This window comes from Jiangella alba, assembly GCF_900106035.1.
Classification (GTDB): domain Bacteria; phylum Actinomycetota; class Actinomycetes; order Jiangellales; family Jiangellaceae; genus Jiangella; species Jiangella alba.
This window is the reverse complement of sequence record NZ_FNUC01000003.1, coordinates 2,204,241-2,225,914: the sequence shown is the minus strand read 5'-3', so window position 1 is coordinate 2,225,914 and position 21,674 is coordinate 2,204,241. Positions and strand designations below refer to the sequence as shown.

Sequence of the window (21,674 nt, the reverse complement as noted above, 5' to 3'; positions counted from 1 at the left end):
GGTTGGACAGAGGACCCCGCGAGTTTGGTATGGTTACGCAGCCGCTGGCGCTGCACGAGGGCGCCGCAAAGTCCGGGTGGCGGAATAGGCAGACGCGCTAGCTTGAGGTGCTAGTCCCCGTCAAGGGGGTGGGGGTTCAAGTCCCCCCTCGGACACTCTTCTGGATCTCATTCCAAGACATCAGCTCCGCCCGGAGCTGATGTGCCAGGGGCTCGTAGGTCAGGTCCAGACCCAGCCCCTCATAAGGTCTCTGCAGGACGGCGGTGTCAACCGAAACCCGACACGGCAGGTGTCGTGCGGCCAGGACGACGTTGAGTGGCCGCGCGTGCACGATGCGATCCTCGCCGCCGAGATCCTCGTCGTCGCGAGCCCGACGTGCGTGGGCCGCCCTGCGACCAACCTCGTCGCCGTCGCCCGGGCACTGGCCGAATCCCCGCTGCCCGCGCCGTCCTGACCCGGACTATCCCTGACGCGGGACGACGCCGCGCCAGGCGCCGGAGGCCAGGCCGCGCGCCTCGATGAGCTCCCGTTTTGCCCCGGATGCGTGGGATCGGAGCCGCTGGGGTACGCGTCCCGCGTGCCGGTAGGGCATGCGGCCGGCGGCCGACGGACGGCTCGCCGACCCGGCCCGGAAGGATGTGAGCCGGATGGACATCACGCAATCGTGGGACGACGCCCTCAACGCCGTGATCACGTTCCTGCCCAAGTTCGCCGCGTTCCTGGTGATCCTGTTCATCGGCTGGCTCGTGGCGAAGGCGCTGCGCAAGCTGGTCGACGTGGTGCTCGAGCGGGTCGGCTTCGACCGCGCCGTCGAGCGCGGCGGGGTCCGGCGGGCGTTGGCGCAGTCGAAGTACGACGCCAGCGGCCTGATCGCGACCTTGGTCTACTACGCGGTGCTGCTGCTCGCGTTGCAGATGGCGTTCGGCGTCTTCGGTCCCAACCCGGTGAGCGACCTGCTGTCCGACATCGTGGCCTGGCTGCCGCAGGCGATCGTCGCGGTCGTCATCGTCGTGGTGGCGACGGCTATCGCCAGCGCGCTCGGCGACCTCGTCGGCAGTGCGCTGAGCGGGCTGAGCTACGGCCGCATGGTCGCTCGGATCGTGCAGGTCTTCGTCATCGCCCTCGGGGTGATCGCCGCGCTGAACCAGATTGGCGTCGCCACGACCGTGACGACCCCGGTGCTGATCGCGGTGCTCGCCACGGTCGCCGGCGTGATCGTCGTCGGTGTCGGCGGTGGGATGCTGCGGCCGATGGAGCAGCGCTGGGAGCGCTGGCTGAGCCGGGCCGAGCGGGAGATCCCGGAGGCGCGGACGCGCACCGAGGCCTACCAGCGCGGCCGCGAGGACGCGTTGCGGGCGCAGGAGGCGCCGGCCGGCGTACCGCCGTCGGAGATGCCGCCGAGCGGGACGCCGTCGACGACGAGCGCGCCGCCGGCCGGCACCGGCCGGCACACGGGCACGGGGCCGGACGCCTCCACGCCGTACCCGGGTTCGTCGCCGCGGGACTACCCGTAGGAGCGGCGGTGGCGCCGCTCAGGAGAGCGCGGCGTCGCCGTCCGCGATGCTGGCCATGGCCCCACCGGCCATGGCCAGCAGGCACACGCCGGCCAGGCGCAGCGACACCCAGTCGTCGGCGCCGGGGCGCCAGCCGCCCTCCCGTGCGACGTCCTCGACGCCGCGCGCGTAGTCGGCGAGGGCGATCGGGCCAAGGCCGTGGCCGTCCAGGACGAGGATGTCGCGGACCGCGGCGGCGTGCTGGTCGATCTCGGCGAGCCGGCCCGGCGTCCATCGGGGTGCTGCGTCCACGCCGATCAGTGCGGAGAGCAACACGAGCTCCCGCTGGGCGATACTGCGTCTGCGGCGGGCTGCCAACCAGTTCATGTCAGCCCAGGGTACGAAAGCCGGTCCGTATCCAAGCGTCCGGGGATCGGTCAGCCGCGGCCAGAGCCGATGGGCTGTGCGTGCCGCCTCCGCCGCGTCGGTGCCGTAGCTCTCCGGCCTGGTGTAGAGGCATGCGTGCTCGACACTGTCGCCGCGGCCTGGGCGAATGATGGCCGGGTGGATGCGAGTGGTCGGGCAGGTGACGGCGGTGGCGATCCGGCCTCCTGCGCCCGGACAGCCTGCCGGATCAGCTGTCGCAGCTCCAGTCCTCACTGGCGAGGAAGTACCCGAACGTCATGATGCCATCTCCTCCCCGGATCGCTGGTCAGCTGCGTGGTTCCGGGTCGATCGCGGCCTCGTCGCCCTTCGCGGGGCCGGCCGGACCGGCGCCGACGTGCTCGTGGATGGTGTCGATCTTCCGCTCGATCCGCTCCAGGTCCTCGGCGTCGGCTTGGAACAGCAGGTGTTTCGCGGCCAGCAGCAGGACGGCTTGGAAGTCCAGCTGCAGCCACTCGCTCTGCCAGTTCTCGAACGTCGACGGCCCCTTGGTCAGTCGGGCGTGACCTCGTCGCGCAGCTCGTCCTTCGTCATGCCGGACGTGCGCTCCACGCCGAGGTTGCGGGCCTGCTGGGCGAGGTCCGCCCGGGTGGCCTCGCCCGGCCGGTCACCGAGGTGCTCAGCCCGGGCCGCGAGGAACGCCTCGCCCAGCTCGGCCCGGCGCTCGTCGCTGAGCCGCTGCCGCATGCCCGGCAGGACGGTGCTCTCCTCCTCCTCGACGTGGTGACCGACGGAGTCGACCAGCTCGCGCAGCACCGACTCGTACCGCGGGTCGTGCGCATCCATCGCGGCCAGCCGCTCGAGGATCGCCTCGGCCTCGGCGTGCTCCTCCTGGCTGTGCGCCACCTCGTCGGTCTCGCCGGCCTCGTCCCGCGCGACGGGGTACACCTCGGCCTCCTCGGCCCGGCTGTGCGCGACCAGCAGCGCCGTCACCTCCGTCACCGCCAGGTCGCGCTGCCCGGGATCGGCGCGCAGCAGCTCGAAGAGCCGCTCGATCTCCCGGTGGTCCTTCTCGATCAGGTCCACCACGTCACGGCTCTCGCTCATCATCCCCACCCTCTCCTCGGCGTCGGCTGGGCAGGCCCGTACCCGGCGCGGACGGCCGCATGCGCGGTTCCGATGCCGGGTACGGGCGTCACAGGATCGAACACCGGAGGTCGTCATGCCCAGCAAGTCGGCGAACGTCAAGAACGAGAAACAGTACGAAGCCCTCAAGGACAAGGGGATGTCGAAGGAACGAGCCGCGCGCATCGCCAACTCCCCCGGCGCGTCGAAGCGCGGCGGCAAGCAGAGCGGCTCCGGCGGCGACAGCTCGCAGGGCGGCACCACCGCGCAGAAGAAGAAGGCCGGGCGCAAGGGCGGCAAGGCCGCCCGGAAGAAGAGCTGAGCTCGATGGCGGCCAGCACCTTCTCGCAGTGGACGCTCGACGTCCGGGACGTGGACCTGATGTCGCGGTTCTGGTCCGCAGCGCTGGGCTACCGGATCGACCGCGACGACGAAGGCGACGGCGCCCATCTGTGGCCGCCCGACGACGCGCCGGCAGGTGCGCTCTCGGTCTGGCTGCAGCCCAGCGCCGGGCCGAAGCACGGGAAGAACCGCAACCACCCGGACCTCGTCGCCGCGGCCGGAACGGCACACGCGGAGGTCGAGCGACTGCTCAGTCTCGGCGCCACCCGCGCCGACGTCGGGCAGACCGGCCGCGAGGGGTTCACCGTGCTGGCCGACCCGGAGGGCAACGAGTTCTGCGTCCTGCACCACCGGTCGCCCTGACCGAGCAACTCAAGTCGCCCAGCAAGGTGCCGAGCGGGGCCGAGGTCCAGGTCGAGGTCGCGGATGCGGAGCCCGTACCGCGCCCGCGCAGCTCTGTCATGGCGTGCAGCCGCAGCAGGGCCTGGGCGCTCCTCGGCCCTGATCGACCGGATCGCTCCGGACCTTTCGGTCGGTCAGTCCGCTGGCCCTCGGCCGGCGTCGAACCGCTCCTCGTAGCGCCGTCGTGCCTCGGCGAGCGCACGCGGACCGACCCGCGCGATCGGGACGAGATCGGTGACGAGTGGCTCGTGGTCGGGTCCTTCGCCGACGACCCGGCCGGTGAGCAGCCACGGGTAGCGGTCGTCCTGACCCAGTTCGTCGTACTTGCACAGCCGCCGCGCCACCCAGTCGGCCGCCGGCCGCGACCACCACCATTCCGGATCCAGCGTCGTGACCGACCAGCCCGGCAGGCTGAGGCCGGCCTCGTAGTCGCGGCTCGGGCCGTCGCGCCGGTCGGCGTCCGGCCCGTTCGAGTACCGCACGAGCAGTCCGGGATGGTCGCGGACGGCACGCAGGACGTCGTCGAGCGAGTCGAGGACCGGCAGGGTGCCGGGGGTCATCCGTCGACGGCGACCAGCACACCGCTGCGCGGCCGGGCTGGGACACGGGCGAGGTCGACGCTCAGGTCCTGTTCCGGGAGCTCGAGGTGTGACAGCGCCAGCCGGCGCACGGCCTCCTCGAGCAGGACGAGGGTGACGTCCTCGCCCGGGCAGCGGTGCCCGGTCCGGTAGGCGCCGCCGCCCTGCGGGACGAGGGTGCCGGGTACGGGCGGGGCTCCGCGAAAGCGGCTGGGGTCGAATCGGTCCGGGTCGGTCCAGTGCGCCGGGTCGTGGTCGGTGCCGTAGACGTCGAGGACGACGTAGCCGCCCGCCGGAACGTCGATGCCGAGCACGTCCTGGCCGGCGCGGGCACGGGCGGCGAGAATCGGTACGAACGGGTACCGGCGGCGGACCTCCTGCGCGAACGCGCCGAGCGCGGCGTCGTCACCGGCGGCGATCCGGTCCCGCCAGTACGGCTGATGCGCCAGCGCGACCGCCGCGAACGCGACGAACCATGCCACGGCGACGGCCGGCCGCACGATGTTGAGGAGGGCGACGCCGGCCTGCTGTGGTGTCAGCAGGCGGCCGTCCGCCTCCCGGGCTTGCGCCATGACGTCCACCGCCGTTCCCGGCTGAACCTGGAGCCGGCCGCCCCGGGCCGCGCGGATCAGTGCGGCGGCCCAGCGGTCCAGGCGACGCCGCGCGGTTCTGGCCCGCACGTACTCAGGACCGACGACGGCGAAACCGTCGAGTACCGCTGTGAGCTGGCGCGCGCGCCGCGCCACGTCGGACGGCTCCGCTGGTATGCCGGCCCACGGGAGCATCGTCGCGGTGAGCACATAGGCCGCCTGGTCGAACAGCACGAACGGACGGTCGGGTTCCCAGGTGCGGGCGGCCTGTTCCCATTGTTGCCGGCTGCGCGAGCGCAGCGCGTCCGCGGTCGCTGGGGTGAGCAGCTCCAAGTACCTGGCCTTGTAGCGGTGGTGCCGGGCGTCGTCCAGGCCGTGGACCGAGCCCCGCCCGAAGATCACGTCACCGATCACCGACGGAATGGCGCCCTGACGCCGCAGCCGCGGATCGTAGAACCCACGTACCCGGCTCGGACCCCGGCATGCCACGCACCGATGCGTCGCCGTTTCAGCAGCACCACGCACAGTCCGGCACCATGCCCGGCCCAGGCGGTGCAGCGCCCGCACGGAGAGGATTTCGGTCACCGGGATGCGACGTCGCCGCCCGGGTACGGAGCCGGACATGAGCCATCCTGACGAGGACCAAGGCGGCTACGAGGACCCGGCGCAACGGCCGGCGCCGCAGGAGGGCCCCACGGCGTTCGATCACCCGAGCGAGCGCCGCGGCGGCTGGCCCGGCGGCACGTTGATGGTGGCGGTCGTCGTCGGGCTGCTCTGCGGCTTGGCGGTCCTCGCGATCGTCGGCCTGCTAGCCACCCGCTGATGGGTCAGGTTACGTCGCGGATCGGATGCCGTCCCCGCGCCCGGTGACGGGGTGAACCAGGCGCGGGGACGTGGTCATCTCGCTGCGGGGGCGGCACGAGACGACCCTTCTCATCCGGCTCCTTGCGGACGCAGCTGGTTGCGAAGGCTGCCGAGGATGCGAGCCAGCAGTCGCGAGACCTGCATCTGTGTGACACCGAATTCGGCGCCGATCTCCTGTTGGGTCAAGCCCTTGAAGAAGCGCAGGTAGACGATGTGCCGGTCGCGTGGCTTGAGCATCCGACACGCCGGCGCCAGCATCGCCACGGCGTCGACGCGGGTGTAGCCATCGTCGTCCTTGCCGAGGGTGTCCGCGAATGCGCTCTCGTCCCCGTCGTCGCCGCGGTAGTCGAGCGAGGCTGTCTTGAAGCATTCACGCGAGGCGCTGGCCTCCACGACGTCATCGACCCCGACTCCTAGGTGATCGGCGAGCTCGGCCGCGCCGGGGGCGACTCCATTGACCTGCGACATCTCCTGAGTTGCAGCCGATACCGCTGCGGCCATCTCCTGCACTCGCCGAGGCGGCCGCACCGCCCAGCCGTGGTCACGGAAGTACTTCTTCACCTCGCCGCGGATGGTCGGGACCGCGAAGGAGATGAAGTCCTTGCCACGGCCGGGGTCGAAGCGGCGTGCGGCGCCGACGAGGCCGAGGTTGGCCACCTGCAGCAGATCCTCGTGCTCGATGCCCCGACGGTCGTAGCGCCGGGCGATCGCCGCAGCGACGTTGAGGTGAAGAATGACGACTTCGTCGAGGAGTTTGCGGCGTTCGTCGCCGCGCGCCGCCGCTGCCTGTATCAGCAGGTCTTTGGTCAGGCGCGCCCGTGTGCGGTTCTGATGGTCGCGCTGGATCCGATCGGGTGATGCTGCGTGGCTCTGCATGACGTGCACCTCTCATCGAGGGCGACGTGGCGTTTGCTTGACCACGTGGGCCCACCGAACCACAGCGACCCGTTCGCCATCAAGCGCGAACGAACAGAAAGGTCTGTCTACCTTGAGTCGCGCGATGGCGATCCGCTGCCACTCCGCGTCTGACCGGCTCTCATCGCGCGCTGACGTGCACCGATGCCAGACCGGCACCCTGGGCAGTGCCCGTCGGCCAGGTCCACGACGGGTACGGACCACTGCGACCATGAACCCGGCGGTTGCTCCTTCCCAACCGCGCTCGTCATCGGGGGGGCTGCCACCTCCAGCGCAGTCTCGCCGCCGGCTGCCGGCGAATGCAGCACAGCGATCCCGGGTATCGCCGAAGCCATGTGCACACCACACCCGCCGCCACAGCCGTCGCCGGAGACACGCGAGCACGGGAGGCGTCGTGGCCAGTGGGCGCAGGGATCTCTGTTCGCTACCAGGTGGGCGTCGTCGTGAAGGCCGTGGTCCTGAACTGCACGCTCAAGCCGTCGCCGCAGCCGTCGAACACCGCAGCCCTGGCCGACGTCGTCGCCGGCTACCTGCGCGATGACGACGTCGATGTCACCGTGTTCCGGCTGGTCGATCTGAACGTGCCGCCCGGGGTCGAGACGCGCATGAACGAGGACGACGAGTGGCCGCGCGTGCACGAGGCGATTCTCGCCGCCGAGATCCTCGTCGTCGCGAGCCCGACGTGGGTGGGCCGGCCGTCGTCGCTGGCGCAGCGGGCGCTCGAGCGGCTGGACGCGATGATCTCCGAGACCGACGACAGCGGACGGCCGGTCGCGTACGGCCGGGTCGCCGGCGTCGTCGTCACCGGCAACGAGGACGGCGCCCACCACGTCATCTCCGAGCTGTGCGGCGGGCTGGTCGACATCGGGTTCACCATCCCCGCACAGGCGTGGACGTACTGGCACCTCGGCCCCGGGCCCGGACCGGACTACCTGGACGAGACCAAGGGCCACGAGTGGGCGCATTCGACCGGCCGGACGATGGCGGCCAATCTGGTCGCCGTCGCCCGGGCGCTGGCCGATTCCCCGCTGCCGGCGCCGTCCTGACCAGGACTATCCCTCGCGGGGGACGTCGCCGCGCCACGCGCCGGAGGCCAGGCCGCGCGCCTCGATGAACTCCTTGAAGTTCGCCATGTCGCGCTCGGCGGCCATCGCGACCAGGCCGCTCTTCTCGCCGGCCTTCTCCGCCAGGCCCTCGGGCTCCATCTCCAGCTGCAGCGTCACCCGCGTGTTCTCGGCGTCCAGCTGATGGAACGTCACGACGCCGGCCTGGTCGACGCCGCCGGTGGAGCGCCACGCGATCCTCTCGTCGGGGTGCTGTTCGGTGATCTCGGCGTCGAACTCGCGCTGCACGCCGGCGATGCGCACCGTCCAGTGCAGGTGCCGGTCGTCGAGCTGGCGGACGGTCTCGACGCCGTCCATGAACTTCGGGAACTCCTCGAACTGGGTCCACTGGTTGTAGGCGGTCGTGATCGGGCAGTGCACGTCGACCGACTTCGTGGCCGTGGTCATCGGTGCTCCTCTCGGGTCGTCGTTCGTCGGTCCCTCGGCCCGTACCCGGGCCTGCGGCCGGGTAACGACGCGTGCGAACGGCCCGAACCGGGTACGGACGGTCTGCGCGGAAGGGGTGGCGGTGCGCCTGCGACGATGGGATCCGGCCGGGCCCGCGATCCTGCGGCGCCGCCGCGGCCGCGGTTTCGGCTACGTCGACACCGGCGGCGAGCGGCTGCGCGACGCCGAGACGCTGGCCCGCATCCGGGACCTGGTCATCCCGCCGGCCTGGACCGACGTCCGCATCTGTCCCTGGCCGCACGGCCACCTGCAGGCCGTCGGCACCGACGACGCCGGCCGGCGGCAGTACCTGTACCACGAGGCCTGGCGCGAGCAACGCGACCGGGAGAAGTTCGCCCGCGTCCGCGAGTTCGGCCGGGCGCTACCGAAGGCGCGCGCCCGCATCGCCGAGGACCTCGCCACCCGCGGCCTGAACCGGCGGCGCGTCCTCGCCGCCGCGGCCCGGCTGCTCGACATCGGGTTCTTCCGCATCGGCGGCGAGACCTACGCGCAGGAGAACGGCTCGCACGGCCTGGCGACGGTGCTCCGCTCGCACGTCAGCGTCGCCCGCGGCGGGCCGGTCGTGTTCGAGTACCCGGCGAAGTCCGGGCAGGAACGGGTCCAAGCCGTCGCCGACGACGAGGTCGTCGCGGTCGTGCGGGCCCTCATGCGCCGCCGCGAACCGGACCAGACGCTGCTCGCGTACTACAAGGGCCGGACCTGGCGTGAGCTCCGCTCGTCCGACGTCAACGACTACCTGCACGAGCTCTGCGGTGACGACGCCAGCGCCAAGGACTTCCGCACCTGGCACGGCACCGTGCTCGCCGCGACTGCCCTGGGCACGGCCTCGGACGATCCCGCGGCACTGAGCCGGACCGCCGCCGCCGCGCCGAGACCCACGCGATCCGGGAGGTCGCCGAGTACCTCGGCAACACCCCGGCGGTCGCCCGCTCCGCCTACATCGACCCCGCCGTGATCGAGGCGTTCGAACAGGGCGCCACCATCGCGCCCACCCTGCGTCGGCTCGGCGGCGGCGACGTGCCGGCCGGCGAGAAGGACCGGCAACGGGTCGAGCACGCCGTCCTCGACCTCCTCGACGAGGTCGGCTAGCCCCGGCCGGGCACGAACTCCTGCGCCTTGGTCTTCACGCCCTGCACGAGCACCCGCCAGGCGTTGGGGTCGCCCTTCAGCAGCGCCTCCGTCGTCTCCTTGAGCTGCTCGAACGTCGCGTGCGGCGGGATCGGCGGCACCTCGGGATCGCACCGGACATCCAGCAACACCGGTCCGTCCGCGGTCAGCGCCCGGTCCCACGCCTCACCCAGGTCGCCGGGCGCGTCGACGTTGATCCCGGTCAGGCCGAGGCCGCGGGCGAGCTCCGCGTAGTCGACGTCGGGCAGCGACTGCGACTCCTCGAACTTCGGCGCGCCGCCCAGAGCCCGCAGCTCCCACGTGACCTGGTTGAGGTCGTTGTTGTGGAACACGCACACCACCAGCCGGCGGTCGGCCCAGCGGTCCTGGTAGCGGGTGATCGTCAGCAGCTCCGCCAGTCCGTTCATCTGCATCGCGCCGTCGCCGACGAGCGCCACCACCGGCCGGTCCGGGTGGGCGAACTTCGCGCCGATGGCGTACGGCACCCCTGCGCCCATCGTCGCCAGCGTGCCCGACAACGATCCGCGCATCGACCCGTGCATCCGCAGCAGCCGCGCGTACCAGTTCGTCGACGACCCGGAATCGGCCGTGACGATGGCGTCATCGGGGATCCGCAGGGACAGCTCGTGCACGATCCGCATCGGATTGACAGGCCTCGCGTCGACCATGGCCTGCCGCTCGACGGTCTCCCACCAGTCCGCGACACTCGCCTCGACCCTCGACCGCCACGAGCGGTCCGGCGACGGCCGCAGCAGCGGCACGAGCGCCCGCAGCGTCGCGCCCGCGTCGCCGACGAGGTTGACCTCCGTCGGGTACCGCATGCCGAGCACCGAACCGTCGACGTCGATCTGCACCGCGCGAGCCTGGCCGAACTCGGGCGGGAACTGGCTGTACGGGAAGCTGGAACCGACGACCAGCAGCGTGTCGCAGTCGCGCATCAGCTCATAACTGGCCCGGGTCCCCAGCAGCCCGATCGACCCGGTGACGTACGGCAGGTCGTCGGAGAGCACGTCCTTCCCCAGCAGCGCCTTCGCCACGCCGGCGCCGGTCGCCTCGGCGACCTCCATCACCTCGCCGGCCGCGCCCCGCGCGCCCTGGCCGACGAGGATCGCGACCCGCTCCCCCGCGTTCAGCACGGCCGCCGCGGCCTCCACCTGTTCCTGCGCCGGTAGCACGACCGACGACGGCGCGTCCGGCGGGCCGGACGGCACCTGCCGGAACACGTGCCCGGGCTCGTGATGGTCCAGCTCCTGCACGTCGGCCGGCACGATGATCGCCGTCGGCGCGCGGCGAGCCAGCGCCGTCCGGAACGCCCGGTCGAGGACGTTCGGCAGCTGCTCCGGCACGTTCAGCTCGGCCAGGTACGCGCTCGCGACGTCCTTGAACAGCGCCTGCAGGTCGACCTCCTGCTGAAAGTGCCCACCCATCGCCGCACGGTCGGTCTGCCCGACGATCGCGACCACCGGCACATGGTCCAGCTTGGCGTCGTAGAGGCCGTTGAGCAGGTGAATCGCCCCAGGACCGGACGTCGCCAGGCAGACACCGGGCCGGCCGCTGAACTTCGCGTATCCGACGGCCTCGAACGCCGCCATCTCCTCGTGCCGCGTCTGGATGAACCTCGGCTGATCGCCCGCCGCCCCGAACGCCGCGACGATCCCGTTGATGCCGTCGCCCGGATACCCGAAGACCTGCTCGACCCCCCACTCCCGTAGCCGCTCCAGCAACCGGGCCGCCACTGTCTCGGCCATGGCCCACTCCTCACTCCTCGGTGTCTCGTCGGCCCGTACCCGAACAGCTCCAGGTCACGAGCGGGTCGTTCTCGGCGCTCAGCCGCGGGAGCGATCTCGCCGCCGTCGAACGCGACCCAGCGCCGTCCGGGCGGCCTCGGCGACGGCCGGTTGCCGCTCGTCGTGCGTGGGAGTCCCTGGCAGTACATGCCTCGACAGTGACTCCCACTCTGCCTCGACGGCGCGTTGGATGGATGAAGGACTTCCGGGCCGCCACGAAAGGGAACCTCGATGCGACAGCCCAGGCTCACCGCCGGACCGGCGATCGCGATCGCGCTCGCGCTGGTCCTCGCGGGATGCGGTGCCCCTTCCGACGAGGATCCCGCGACCAGCACCACGCCGTCGGCTCCGGCATCGACGTCCACCCCAGCGACGCCGGCCACAGCCGCAACCAACACCCCGACCGAGGAGGGCCCTGTGGACGACACCGTCATCGGCACGATCATCCGCTTCACCGCCGCATCCGGCCCGACGATCGACGTGACCCTCGACGAGGACAACCCCGCAGTCCGCGACCTGCTGACGATGCTGCCGCTGACCCTCACCTTCGAGGACTTCAACGGCGTCGAGAAGATCGCCTACCCGCCACGTGAGATCCAGACCGCCGGTGCGCCGCCGTCGAGTGCCGGGCCCGGCGACCTGGCCATCTACGTGCCCTGGGGCGACATCGCATTCTTCTACGAGGGCACGCGCGGCGCCCCCTCGGCCGACATCGTCCACCTGGGTGTGTTCGCAGCCACGCTCGACCAGCTCGAAGCCCTCGAGGACGGCGAGGTCACCGTCGCCGTCGTCGAATGACGCCGAAGGAGGAACTCTCCTGGCGGGGGCGACGGCTGACCCATCGAGCACGCGGCCGACATCGGGGCCAACCCCGTACGTGCGGCCGCCGGCGACAATGGGCGGCGGACTCGCCGCCCTCCGCGCCCGGGATGCCCGTCTGCCAATGCGCCCTGCAGTTCCTCGTCTATCCGGTCGCCGAGCTTGGCTACGTGGCGATTGGGCGCTTCAGCGAGCAGTCCAGGACGCGAACGGCAACCACACGGCCTCGGGCGAGCTGTCTTTCGGCCTCGGCCCCCAGAGTCGCACGGACCTCCGCGATGCCACCGCGAGGTGCTGCCGTCCCTCTGCGGCCATCAGAGGTCGTCCAAGGCTCTGGGTCGAACCATGCGACGATGTAGACGCCGTGATCGGTCTGGAAGTCGGCCATGTACCGCTGGACGAGTTGTGTATCGAGGGAGTCGATGACCTCCCGGTTCCAGATGCCTTTGACCTCGGCGGGGATGCGGAGCGTTCCTGTTGCCGACGTGCTGTCCTGGTCCGGCCGCAGCGCCTCCACCCGCAGGTCGGTCCGCTCAGGTAGGCCGGCCGGCCTACTGCGGCGCACCTGAACCTCTCGGTTTACCACGACGCCGCGGGCGTTGAGGCGCTGCTGCAGTTCGATGGCGAGGTAGTCCGAGATCTCCTCCTCAGACTTTGGCCTTCCCGCGTAGGTGTCCCATAGGAGGTAGGCCGCGGGTGTGTCCGCCTGCAGACGCGCTTGAATTTCGTCGAGCGCGCCCAGTGTTGCAGCAAGCAGATCGGCGTCCGAGCGCACGATGTGGGCGTGGCGACTCTGCGCCAACTGATCGACATCGCGTGGCGTAAGCGGTTCCCAACTCTGATCACGCAGCGCTCGCTTGGCGTCAACGAGGACCCGCGCCAGCCACGGCTCATCGGGTCGAGACTGGGCGATTTGCTCGACAGCAGCTACAGCCTCCCGCGTCCCCGCCCTTGTCAGAGCGTTGAGCAAGGCGTCCCTCCAAGTCCCAAGGGCTTCGCGTGAACCGATACGGTGCGCGTCCTCAGATGTTGGGTCCTCGTCTGCAGGGAAGCGTTGGAACAACCACAGGTATAGGTCGGCCATGTCCGGAGGCAGGAGGTTCGGAACGTGCCAGGCGAAGGCATTGGCGCCTGCCGATAGCGCGGCCTCCATGAACGGCGCATCGTCACCCATCAGCGCCCTCAGCTTGGTCCAAGAGCCCGCCGCGTCATGCCAGAGAAGCCTTCGTACGGCGTCCTGTGCACGGTCAGGGTCCTCACTCCGCTCGGCGTCATTTAGCCATTCGCTCAGCACGGGTGTGACAAGTGCGCTGTGCCGCTCCACTAGGAAGTCCAGGATTGCCGATCGTGTGTCGGCAGCCATCGGGCGGACGAGCCGGTCAACGAGTTCGCCCGCAAGCGTCTCAGATGACAGGGCATCGAACTCTGTCCTGAGAAACACATACGACCCATCGGCGATTGCCTGGTCGACCAACGCCAGCATCGCCGCACGCAGTTCCTCGTCGGCGTGCGGGCGCGCCAATGCGAGCAACCGTCTCTTGTCCTCCTCACTCGCCCCGTTGACCGTCGCGGTCCAGGCGACCAGGATCGGTGCCCACTCACGCCATGCGGCGGGCGCCACGGCCTCCAACGTGTCAGGTGCGAGGCGCAGCAGTAAGACCAAAGCCCTGTATCCGGCTCGGGCCGGGTAGAAGTCGAGGTTCTGCGCCAACCATCGCTCAGGCTCGCACTTACCGTTCTCGACATAACTTGCCGCCGCCAGCACGAAGTCAGACCTCACGGCCGCCGGGAGCGTTTCCCAGCGAGGGTGGAGCGTCAGGTCTGGCTGGTACTCGTTCATGTGCCTCTGTGTGCCAGGTTTGACGGTGACCAAACGCGCGGCGTACCAGAATGCCGAGGCTTCGCCGGCGACTACCTTGGCGATGTTCTCGGCGATGCGCGGGTTGACCCACTGGTCGGCCGATTCACCCTCGCCAGCCTGCTTTCGCTCACGACCTCGGGGCGAGCGCTCGTACCACTGGGTTCGAGCTGCAACGGCGGCTTCGGAATCAAACTCCACCGGCGTACGCCAGTACGCGAAGAGCCCTGCCGCAGGATGGTCGTCCGCAAGACCAAGGACCACGTCGCTGTGAGACACCAGATCGGATCTGAGCACAGTCTGGGCCGCCCGGCCCGCGTTAACACGGGTAACGCCGTCGCTGGATACGTATACGTCTATGAGCCATTCAAGATCGTCGTCATCGATGAGCCGATCGCCAGGGCCCGATTGGTACACGATCGACCAGACCTGCTCCTCCGAGGCCATCGCCAAGAGCAGACGACACACCGCCCGGCGCACGCCGACGTCCATGGTGATCTGTTCGCCGGCAAGGTCTGGCTCCCCGAAAGGAGGCTGATACTCGTCGATTCGCCTGAAGGCCACCGTTGTCACGACCTCGCGCGCCCGATCGTTGTCGAGGTTGGCGATGCAGAGCCGGAGGATCGCAGTGGTGATTGATGTGAGCCGACTGTCATCCACACGCGAGATGTCGTCCAAAATCCATGCGCAGGCGGGTTCGAGGTCGGCGTCTTCCAACCCGCTCGCGAAGTGATCGACGAAGCTCGAGTACAGGCCTCTATAGCTGCGTGGACGTGAGGGTGAGAGTACCGAGAATACCGTCTCGGTCGACACGGCGTGCGGCCATGACGCCAGGAGCGCCGCCGCCTCTAGCTCACGGGTATCCATGCTTGTGGGCGGCTCGTTCGTGGGTCCGATCAGCGTCACGAGGTCATGGCTGGGTGAGGCCGGGGACAAGTCGTGGACCGCCATGGCCGCCGACGCGCGCACGTGCGGGTCAGCGTCGTCGTTCAGCGCGAGAGCAGTCAGGTCCGGCACCGACTGCAAAGATGAGCATTGTCGGGCGATTCGAATCGCCACGCGACACCTCTCGCCCTGCCCAGCCTCCAGGGCGGGCCGCAACTGCTCGGCCAGGCCGGAGTGGTACAGCCCCGAATAGTCACTTTGAAAATCGTCGAAAAGTTGCCCTGTCTCCGCATCCTGAAGCAGAGCGCGGACAACCTCGGCGCGTAGTGCTTCCTCGGGTAGGTCGACGCTCGCCAGGAATGCTTGCGGATCGGACCGAATGAGCTCCCGGAACCTCAACGGGTCGAGCCCGACCAGCCAGGCCGCAACCTGCCGCATACGAGCGTGGATGCGCCCGCCATTTGCTACAAGCAGTGATGACACCTGCTTGTCGTTGAGTTCTTCATCCAGGATCCATCGAGCACTGAGGAAGTCCGCGAAGGTAGCGTGCGACCAGGTGAGGCGCCCCTCGCCGGCTCCTGCGAAGATTCCTGAACGTAGCGTCGAAGCGACGTCGTCCGAGGAGATGCCAGGCGACGAGGACTCTTGCGTCCCGAGGCATTCGTCAACCGTCAAGTCGTCCGGCAGCGCCTCAGCAACGGGGCCCGTCCACACGGTCGGCCGATCACCGAACAGGGACAGCGCAGCGATCCGCTTGGCGGCAAGCATCCGGCTTGCCACGCCGCCCGGCGGCCGGATGCTTCCTCGACGCTCTGGATTCATCTCGTCGAGCAGTGCTGTCAGCCCCCGCTGGTACAGAGCGCCCGCATTGTCGGGCAGAGATCCGCCGGGGCCGATCGAGGATCGGATGAGGTTCAGGGTGAGTGGCCGAGCGGCAAGCGGGACGATACGTGTCTGCTCGACGGCCGCGAGGATCTCCTCCGGATCGAGGCCCGCCGCGCGCAAGAGAAGCCCGGCGTCGGAGCGACGCAGCGGTAGCAGTTCGTGAACGTTGGCGTCACCGAAGCCCTCCACCAGAGCCGCTCGCAGGGACTGGCGCCAGTCGGCTGTGCGACAGACGAGGCGGATGAAGAGTCGCTCGCGGTCCCAGCGCGCCAGGTAGTCCGTGAGTAGTCGGTCCAGAGTCTCGATCCGATTCAGGGCCTCATCGAAGCCATCGAGCGTGAGGCACAGACGATGCGACCCTGCCTGCCACTTGTTGATGACCTGGCTCTCGAAGACAGATCGGACCAGCCGATCTTCACCGGCATAGACACCCAGATCAACGTACTGATTCTCGAGCGCCTCCACTTGTGGGAGCAACGCCCTGCCCCCGTCCAGGGCGCTTGACTTTCCCATGCCGGGTTCCCCGAGCAGGACCACGCACTGCCGATCGGCCAAGGCACGCGTGGCCAGCGCATCGGCGTTCGCCCGCCACAACCCTTCCGAGTTCGGGTCGCTCAGCCATCCAGCGGTTGTGAGCGAGTACGACTTCCCTGTCGGCAACCAGAAGCGCTCAAGGTTCACGACGCGGTTCATGGACATCGCTCACCGGCCTCACGGAGAAGGGGCGACTGCGCCCAGATCGGGCACACTATTTAGATGCGGTGGTGACCGGACCAGTCCGGCGCGCCCGTCACAGTACAGCCTTACGGCGACGAAGGTGGCAAGTTCCCACGGCGCCCATGTGTTGGGAATTCAGGCATTGCGGAACCCGTAGCTATGTAGCGTCATCGCGCCAGTTCGAGCGTGGTTCGCAGGGTGAGGCCAGGTGGGCAGTTCCCTCCTCGGACACTCTGAACACACTTCTCACCAGCGGAAACGCCGGTGAGGGCTCAAGTCGATCCGCCTTGCGCCCTGCCGGTATGCGCCGCCCGGTCCCGAGGCGAACGCCCTCCGTGGAATCGCTCCATCATGGCGTCCATGTGTGACGACTCAGCACAGTGCGGTGGGGTCGTGGCTGGCGACCAGATCGTCGGCGAGACGGGTGATCAGTAGGTTCCAGCTGACGAAGTGCGGGTGGGCGAGCGGTGTTCCGGTGTCGGCGTCGTAGTACTCGTGGACGGCGCCGGTGGCCGCGAGGTCACGGGTGAAAGTGTCACGCAGGTCCTTTGCGAGCGAGAGCGCCTCCGACCGGTAGCCGAACCGTGCCAGGCCATATGCGGTGAGAGCGGTGGGCAGTGCCCAGACCGGACCCTGCCAGTTCGAGGGGTTCGCCATGGCCACGTTGTTGTAGAAGCGCTGGTCAGCGGGGGTCGATCGCAGGCCGAACCGCGAACGGAACCGGTACGGATCCAGTACGTGCTCGGTGACGAGGCGATCGGCCCGGCGCTGGTCGGCCACTCCGGTCCACAGTGGGAACAGGTTCGCCCAGGTCTGGGTCAGGAGCGGAAGTTCCCAGGTGAGCTGTTGGAAGGTCTGCCAGGTGTGCGGAGCGAGGTCCAGGTGGAAATACGTCCCGCGCTGGTCGTCCCACATGTAGGTATTGATGGCTGCTCGGAGTGCGTCGGCCCGTTCCTGCCAAGGCCCGGGCTCACCGATCCCCAGGCGAGTGCTCAGGACCGCCATGGCGGTGAGCTCGCGGACGTGGAAACAGTTCACGTCGACGAGTGCGACGGTGTCACCTGACCGGCCGTAGATGGCCGGATCGTTGTCGATCCCCGTGCCGGAGCCGCGGACCCAGGTGTGCAGACCGCGACGGGACATCGTCGACTCGTCCCACCAGGCACGCAGCCGAACCAGCGTGGGCCAGAGCTCCCGGAGCAGTTCTGTGTCGCCGCTGCGGTCGAGGATCGACAGCGACCAGGCCGCATGGATGGGCTGGGCCGCGTGCTGGTAGTCGGCCGCGCCGTCGGGATCGATCCGCGACGGCGGGCGGCCGCCCTCGGACGTGTGCGCGAGCAGGTTGCGCAGCGAGCCGACTTCGTGGTCGAAGTAGTCGTCCGGCAGTGCCATCCCCGTGAAGTAGGTGTCCCACGTCCACAACGCGTGGTAATGCGCGCCCGGCACCAGGTACGGGTACGCGAGCGCAGGCGACGTACGGCGCAGCTCGGGGACGAGGGCGCGGTAGTAGTCATCTACCGACCTCGCGGCCGGAGGGCCATCGTGAGGTGGGAGCGCGCGGGGTCGGGAGCTGTCTCGAGGTATCCCGTGAGGTCGTAGTCGATCGGGTACGGGTCCGTCATGGCGCCACCCCCGCGTTCAGGGGTGGGCCACTGGGAACTGGCGCGTTGGCCGGCAGCAGCGCTCGTTCGCGCAACTCGTCCCAGAAGGTGGCCGGGATGGGCCGGCGCAGCGCCTCGACGTTGGCCAGTACTTCGTCGGGCGACCGGACACCAACGACCGTGCTCGCTACGGCCGGGTGTCCGGACGGGAACTGGGCGGCGACCGCCGCGAGCTCGACGTCGTGCCGGGCGCAGGCCGCCACGAGCTGCTGGAGCCGCTCTCTGACGTGCTCGGGCGCGGGCCGGTAGTGGAACCGGTCGTCCGCACGGCCCGACGCGAGAATGCCGGAGTTGAACACGCCGGCCGCGATGATCTTCGTGTCTCGGTCCAGTGCTCTGGGCAGCAGGTCGTCGAGGGCCGAGTGATCGAGCAGGGTGTACCGGCCCGCGATGAGGATGTAGTCGAGATCGAGTCGCCGCACGAACCGGATGGCCACGTCGACGTGGTTGCAGCCGACCCCGATGGCGCCGACGACACCCTCGGCACGCAGTTGGCGCAGCGCCTCGTAGGCGGTGGTGGCGGCCTGGTCCTCGTCCGTCTCGGGGTCGTGCAGCAGGGCGATGTCGATGGCATCGATCCCCAACCGGTTCAGCGAGTCCGAAATCGAGCGCCGTACGTCCGCGACTGTCCAGCCGCGATGGACGCGCCCGGGTTGCATCGTGACGGCGTCCGGATCGTCGAGATCGATGGGAGGCAGGGCGTCGACGACGGTGCCCACCTTCGTCGAGATGACCGGCCGCGGCCCGGCGCCCGCGAGGTGGCGGCCGATGCGCTGTTCGCTCAGGCCGTCGCCGTAGCCGGGTGCGGTGTCGATGTAGTCGATGCCGGCCGCGCGGGCGGACTCGAGGGTGGCGGCAGCCATACGTGCCGAGACGGGCGCATACAGCCGGCCGAAGGCGGCCGTGCCGATGCCGACCGCCGGGAGCGGTGCGGCCGTCATCGACCGCGTTCCTTCTCGAACTCGCGACGGGTCGCCTCGTTGAGTGGGTAGTAGTCGGAAAGGCGGGCGCCGGCCCGGACCCGGTCGCGGCTGAACGCCTCCCAGTCCTCGTGTTCCTCGGCGCGGTCGGCGACGGCTTCAGCCAGTCGCGCAGGGACAACGACAGCGCCGTCGCGATCGGCGACGATGATGTCGCCGGGTAGCACCAGGCACCCGCCGACCTGGACAGGCACGTGAAAGCCCCAGGGAAACAACTCGTCCTGCGAGGCGTAGTGAGGAGTGGCGCCCGTGCACCACACCGGCAGGCCGAGCTCCGTCAACGCAGGAGTATCGCGGACTCGGCCGTCCACCACGATGCCTCGGCCGCCCAACTCGGCGAAGGCGGTGGCGAGGATCTCGCCGACGCAGCCAGTACGGGGTGCGCCGTTGGCCTGGACCACGAGCATGTCACCAGGCATGACGTCATCGAACACCCGCCACAACGCGGAGTGCCGCTCGACGTACTCCTGGTCGAGGCCGCTGACGACGTCCTCACGTTGTGGCATGAGCAGCAGGGTCCGGGCAACACCCACCGTGTGCGGTGCCGCGGCCAGGGGCGTCGGTCCTTCGAGCCAGGTTCGCCTGATACCCAGCTTGTGCAGGATCGCGCACGCCGTGGCCGCCGAGACACGCTCGAACCGCTTCAGCAGAAGGGAGTCCGGCCGAGGCGGCTCGGCGCCGACCACGGGAAGCGGCCAGGCCGGGGTGGGGATCGTGCGGGTCACGATGGCTCCTGTCCGTCGGCGACGCGGGGCGGCCGCGCCAGCGGGCGATAGGTCGGTGCGAACGCGTTGCGGTCGAGGGTGAGCGTCAGCCGGGCCTCGGCGCCCGGGGCCAGCCGCACGTCCAGGGCACCTGTCTCGACCTCGGCCCAGCGCGTCTGCGCCGGGCCGGTCGGCCCGAACTGGTCGGCGATCGAGCCCGGCCAGGAGTCGAGAGCTGTCCAGGCCACGGCGGTGATCGCATGCTCACCGAGCGCGCCGCCGACGACGGTGACCTCGCGCGGCTCGGCGAGCGAGGTGTTCACCAGCGACAACTCGATCTCGTCAGTGGTGACCTGCGAGACCAGCGCCGCCACGTCGGAGGGAAGCCCCGGTGAACCCGTGACGGCGTCGTGGTAGCGGACCTGTGTCTGGAGCAGTCCGCCGTTGTAGATCACCTGTGGAGCGCCCGAGGTGAGCTGCAACAGCACCTCGGTCAGCACGGGATTGAGCGCTTGGTAGTGCCACTCGGTCATGGCACGGGGATCAGTCGCGTCTGACTCGATGAGCTCGAGACGCCGGGCCAGGATGCTCAGCGCCCCGGTGAGGCTGACCTCGGGGTAGCGCGGGTTCTCCCCGTCGAGGAAGGCCAGCCAGGGCGCGCTGTGGCCGTCCTCGCCCTTGTTGCGGAACAGCCCGAACGCGGCAGGGTCGGCGCTGCTCGCTCGCCGGAGGTCGCGGATGCGGCCGCGATCTCGCTCGTCCTGGCTGACGTTCCACAGCGCGGTGAGCAGGTCCAGTGGCGGGGGCTGCAGGTCGAAGTGGCCGCCGTCGGTGTAGCGAGCTGGTGCGAGCAGCGTCGGCGCGTGCGGATCAAGGCCGTGGCGGCGGACGAATTCCTCGCGCATGTCGGGATGGATGCGGTCGGGCGTGGCGACGACCGCGTGGTCGAGGCAGAAGTCCAGCTGACGGCGGGCGAAGTCCAGATAGCCGCGATCGGGAGCGACGAGGTGGCAGTTGATCGCCGCGACGAGCACGGCGCTGCCCACGCTCTCGATGCCGTGCGGGAACGACCAGCCGTAGTGACCGCCGTACCACCGGCCGTCCATGAGCTCGCCGACCGCACCACTCGGGCCGACGTTGTCGGGCACGACGCCGCCGTTGCCGGCTGCGCGCCCGACCCAGCCGTCGGTGTAGCGCAGCATCCAGTCCCGGTATTTCTCGTCGCCGGTCATGAGGTGGGCGTTCATCATCAGGCTGGTCACCGCCAGGCTGACGACGGCGTCGCCGCGCCCCATGCGCCGCTCCATCTCCTCGCCCAGGCGTCGTTGCAGCGCGTCGTCGGCGAGCAGGGCGTCATAACTCTCGATGCCGGGAAGCCAAGTGAAGGGCAGGCCGTAGCGGTCCATCGACCGCGTCCATGGGTAGCGCGCCACCGATTCGTCACGCAGCCCGTAACGCGGGCCGCCGGCACCGGTGTGGATCGCCCGCATCATGTTGCGTTCGGAGTCGTAGTTCGACGGTGGACCGCCCAGGTAGAGGTCGGCGAACCGGCGGGAGCGCTCGACGAGATCGTCATCCTGTGGCGCCGCGAGGCAGAGGCCGTAGAAGAAGAGGTTGCCCTCGCCCTGGTGGAACCAGTCGTAGCCGACCTCGTACTCGTCCTCGAGCCGGCCCAGCTCGGCGAGCATCCGGGTCGTGCCCGTCCAATGCCGTTTCGACGCGTCCAGCAGATCATCCGAACCGGTGATCAGCGCCAGGGTCGGCCAGTTGAAGAAGATCTCGTAGAAGTCGTCGACGGCGTCCCGGGAGCTCAGGTAGCCGGCGTTGTCGAACCGGACCCGCCCGTCGGGCTCGGTGCACCGGTCCCGGAACACCCGCCACGCGCGGTCCAGTTCGTCGATCAGCTTTCGTTCGAGCACGGCCCAGGCCGGGAAGGGCCCTCCGCTGGGGGCGATGGAGATGCTGGTCCGTCTGGCCACTGCCGCA

At 69.7% G+C, this 21,674-nt stretch carries 21 protein-coding genes and 1 tRNA gene; 10 read left to right on the top strand and 12 right to left on the bottom strand.

What is annotated here, in order from left to right; translation table 11 throughout:
- Window positions 1–70: 70 nt before the first annotated feature.
- The 3 genes from BLV02_RS12650 (at window position 71) to BLV02_RS12640 (ending at window position 1,514) form a co-directional block, all read left to right on the top strand.
- A tRNA-Leu gene (locus tag BLV02_RS12650) sits at window positions 71–155 on the top strand.
- Between the two features lie 170 nt (window positions 156–325).
- Window positions 326–454, top strand: a complete 129-nt coding sequence (locus BLV02_RS38010) for a hypothetical protein (protein WP_281243378.1) — start codon at window positions 326–328, stop codon at window positions 452–454.
- Between the two features lie 193 nt (window positions 455–647).
- The gene (locus BLV02_RS12640) at window positions 648–1,514 is read left to right on the top strand and encodes a mechanosensitive ion channel family protein (protein WP_083289231.1); all 867 of its coding nucleotides are present in this window, start codon (window positions 648–650) and stop codon (window positions 1,512–1,514) included.
- Window positions 1,515–1,532: 18 nt separating this feature from the next.
- Here the strand turns inward: BLV02_RS12640 and BLV02_RS12635 are convergent, their stop codons facing one another.
- A complete protein-coding gene (locus BLV02_RS12635; RefSeq protein ID WP_069115040.1) occupies window positions 1,533–1,880 on the bottom strand; it encodes a DUF6401 family natural product biosynthesis protein in 348 nt (115 codons plus the stop codon).
- A gap of 549 nt (window positions 1,881–2,429) precedes the next feature.
- Window positions 2,430–2,984 (bottom strand): hemerythrin domain-containing protein, encoded by a 555-nt coding sequence (locus tag BLV02_RS12625; RefSeq protein WP_083289266.1) that lies wholly within the window; start codon window positions 2,982–2,984, stop codon window positions 2,430–2,432.
- Window positions 2,985–3,099: 115 nt separating this feature from the next.
- Between BLV02_RS12625 and BLV02_RS12620 the strand changes: the two genes are divergently transcribed.
- Both BLV02_RS12620 and BLV02_RS12615 read left to right on the top strand, forming a co-directional pair.
- Complete coding sequence (locus tag BLV02_RS12620; protein ID WP_069115042.1) at window positions 3,100–3,324, top strand: DUF7218 family protein; 225 nt, start codon at window positions 3,100–3,102, stop codon at window positions 3,322–3,324.
- Window positions 3,325–3,329: 5 nt separating this feature from the next.
- The gene (locus tag BLV02_RS12615) at window positions 3,330–3,707 is read left to right on the top strand and encodes a VOC family protein (protein WP_069115043.1); all 378 of its coding nucleotides are present in this window, start codon (window positions 3,330–3,332) and stop codon (window positions 3,705–3,707) included.
- A gap of 173 nt (window positions 3,708–3,880) precedes the next feature.
- On the opposite strand, the gene BLV02_RS12610 is transcribed toward BLV02_RS12615, so the two are convergent.
- Together BLV02_RS12610 and BLV02_RS12605 are read right to left on the bottom strand one after the other, a co-directional pair.
- Window positions 3,881–4,306 (bottom strand): DUF6098 family protein, encoded by a 426-nt coding sequence (locus tag BLV02_RS12610; RefSeq protein ID WP_069115044.1) that lies wholly within the window; start codon window positions 4,304–4,306, stop codon window positions 3,881–3,883.
- Window positions 4,303–5,328, bottom strand: coding sequence for a cytochrome P450 (locus tag BLV02_RS12605; protein ID WP_069115045.1), 1,026 nt, complete (start codon window positions 5,326–5,328; stop codon window positions 4,303–4,305). Before BLV02_RS12605 ends, BLV02_RS12610 begins: the two co-directional genes overlap by 4 nt.
- A 208-nt stretch (window positions 5,329–5,536) precedes the next feature.
- Here BLV02_RS12605 and BLV02_RS12600 point away from each other — a divergent pair, with 208 nt between their 5' ends.
- Complete coding sequence (locus BLV02_RS12600) at window positions 5,537–5,737, top strand: hypothetical protein (protein ID WP_069115046.1); 201 nt, start codon at window positions 5,537–5,539, stop codon at window positions 5,735–5,737.
- Window positions 5,738–5,847: 110 nt separating this feature from the next.
- Here the strand turns inward: BLV02_RS12600 and BLV02_RS12595 are convergent, their stop codons facing one another.
- On the bottom strand, window positions 5,848–6,654 hold the full coding sequence (locus BLV02_RS12595; RefSeq protein ID WP_069115194.1) for a SigB/SigF/SigG family RNA polymerase sigma factor: 807 nt from the start codon (window positions 6,652–6,654) through the stop codon (window positions 5,848–5,850).
- A gap of 482 nt (window positions 6,655–7,136) precedes the next feature.
- Between BLV02_RS12595 and BLV02_RS12590 the strand changes: the two genes are divergently transcribed.
- Entirely contained in the window at window positions 7,137–7,739 is a 603-nt protein-coding gene (locus BLV02_RS12590) for a flavodoxin family protein (RefSeq protein WP_069115195.1), read from the top strand.
- A 6-nt stretch (window positions 7,740–7,745) separates the two neighbouring features.
- Here BLV02_RS12590 and BLV02_RS12585 read toward each other — a convergent pair whose 3' ends face one another.
- Window positions 7,746–8,204 carry an SRPBCC family protein gene (locus tag BLV02_RS12585; protein ID WP_069115047.1) on the bottom strand — a complete coding sequence of 153 codons (459 nt, stop codon included), beginning with the start codon at window positions 8,202–8,204 and terminating at the stop codon, window positions 7,746–7,748.
- A gap of 121 nt (window positions 8,205–8,325) precedes the next feature.
- Here BLV02_RS12585 and BLV02_RS12580 point away from each other — a divergent pair, with 121 nt between their 5' ends.
- Both BLV02_RS12580 and BLV02_RS37145 read left to right on the top strand, forming a co-directional pair.
- Window positions 8,326–9,219, top strand: a complete 894-nt coding sequence (locus tag BLV02_RS12580; protein WP_216094606.1) for a DNA topoisomerase IB — start codon at window positions 8,326–8,328, stop codon at window positions 9,217–9,219.
- Window positions 9,216–9,353 (top strand): hypothetical protein, encoded by a 138-nt coding sequence (locus BLV02_RS37145; RefSeq protein WP_216094607.1) that lies wholly within the window; start codon window positions 9,216–9,218, stop codon window positions 9,351–9,353. The genes BLV02_RS12580 and BLV02_RS37145 overlap by 4 nt, the downstream gene beginning before the upstream one ends.
- Here BLV02_RS37145 and BLV02_RS12575 read toward each other — a convergent pair.
- Window positions 9,350–11,140: a thiamine pyrophosphate-requiring protein gene (locus BLV02_RS12575; protein ID WP_069115048.1), complete on the bottom strand. Its 1,791-nt coding sequence runs from the start codon at window positions 11,138–11,140 to the stop codon at window positions 9,350–9,352. The two genes, BLV02_RS37145 and BLV02_RS12575, sit on opposite strands and share 4 nt — an antisense overlap.
- Window positions 11,141–11,596: 456 nt before the next feature.
- On the opposite strand from BLV02_RS12575, the gene BLV02_RS12570 reads away from it, so the two are divergent.
- Entirely contained in the window at window positions 11,597–11,977 is a 381-nt protein-coding gene (locus BLV02_RS12570; protein ID WP_083289232.1) for a cyclophilin-like fold protein, read from the top strand.
- Window positions 11,978–12,164: 187 nt separating this feature from the next.
- Here BLV02_RS12570 and BLV02_RS12565 read toward each other — a convergent pair whose 3' ends face one another.
- From BLV02_RS12565 to BLV02_RS12545, 5 genes are all read right to left on the bottom strand, one after another.
- Window positions 12,165–16,319, bottom strand: a complete 4,155-nt coding sequence (locus tag BLV02_RS12565; protein ID WP_069115050.1) for an NACHT domain-containing protein — start codon at window positions 16,317–16,319, stop codon at window positions 12,165–12,167.
- Between the two features lie 396 nt (window positions 16,320–16,715).
- Window positions 16,716–17,789, bottom strand: a complete 1,074-nt coding sequence (locus BLV02_RS12560) for an amylo-alpha-1,6-glucosidase (RefSeq protein WP_143045061.1) — start codon at window positions 17,787–17,789, stop codon at window positions 16,716–16,718.
- Between the two features lie 172 nt (window positions 17,790–17,961).
- Window positions 17,962–18,945 (bottom strand): aldo/keto reductase, encoded by a 984-nt coding sequence (locus BLV02_RS12555; protein WP_069115052.1) that lies wholly within the window; start codon window positions 18,943–18,945, stop codon window positions 17,962–17,964.
- Window positions 18,942–19,709: an RraA family protein gene (locus BLV02_RS12550; protein ID WP_069115053.1), complete on the bottom strand. Its 768-nt coding sequence runs from the start codon at window positions 19,707–19,709 to the stop codon at window positions 18,942–18,944. The genes BLV02_RS12555 and BLV02_RS12550 overlap by 4 nt, the downstream gene beginning before the upstream one ends.
- Window positions 19,706–21,667, bottom strand: a complete 1,962-nt coding sequence (locus BLV02_RS12545; protein ID WP_083412377.1) for a DUF8034 domain-containing protein — start codon at window positions 21,665–21,667, stop codon at window positions 19,706–19,708. Before BLV02_RS12545 ends, BLV02_RS12550 begins: the two co-directional genes overlap by 4 nt.
- Between the last annotated feature and the right edge of the window lie 7 nt (window positions 21,668–21,674).

Coding starts and splice junctions, on each gene's coding strand:
- BLV02_RS12640 (WP_083289231.1), top strand. CDS start 648: ATGGACATCACGCAATCGTGGGACGACGCCCTCAACGCCGTGATCACG.
- BLV02_RS12555 (WP_069115052.1), bottom strand. CDS start 18,945: ATGACGGCCGCACCGCTCCCGGCGGTCGGCATCGGCACGGCCGCCTTC.
- BLV02_RS12615 (WP_069115043.1), top strand. CDS start 3,330: ATGGCGGCCAGCACCTTCTCGCAGTGGACGCTCGACGTCCGGGACGTG.
- BLV02_RS12595 (WP_069115194.1), bottom strand. CDS start 6,654: ATGCAGAGCCACGCAGCATCACCCGATCGGATCCAGCGCGACCATCAG.
- BLV02_RS12565 (WP_069115050.1), bottom strand. CDS start 16,319: ATGAACCGCGTCGTGAACCTTGAGCGCTTCTGGTTGCCGACAGGGAAG.
- BLV02_RS12620 (WP_069115042.1), top strand. CDS start 3,100: ATGCCCAGCAAGTCGGCGAACGTCAAGAACGAGAAACAGTACGAAGCC.
- BLV02_RS12610 (WP_069115044.1), bottom strand. CDS start 4,306: ATGACCCCCGGCACCCTGCCGGTCCTCGACTCGCTCGACGACGTCCTG.
- BLV02_RS12625 (WP_083289266.1), bottom strand. CDS start 2,984: ATGAGCGAGAGCCGTGACGTGGTGGACCTGATCGAGAAGGACCACCGG.
- BLV02_RS12585 (WP_069115047.1), bottom strand. CDS start 8,204: ATGACCACGGCCACGAAGTCGGTCGACGTGCACTGCCCGATCACGACC.
- BLV02_RS12635 (WP_069115040.1), bottom strand. CDS start 1,880: ATGAACTGGTTGGCAGCCCGCCGCAGACGCAGTATCGCCCAGCGGGAG.
- BLV02_RS12600 (WP_069115046.1), top strand. CDS start 5,537: ATGAGCCATCCTGACGAGGACCAAGGCGGCTACGAGGACCCGGCGCAA.
- BLV02_RS12575 (WP_069115048.1), bottom strand. CDS start 11,140: ATGGCCGAGACAGTGGCGGCCCGGTTGCTGGAGCGGCTACGGGAGTGG.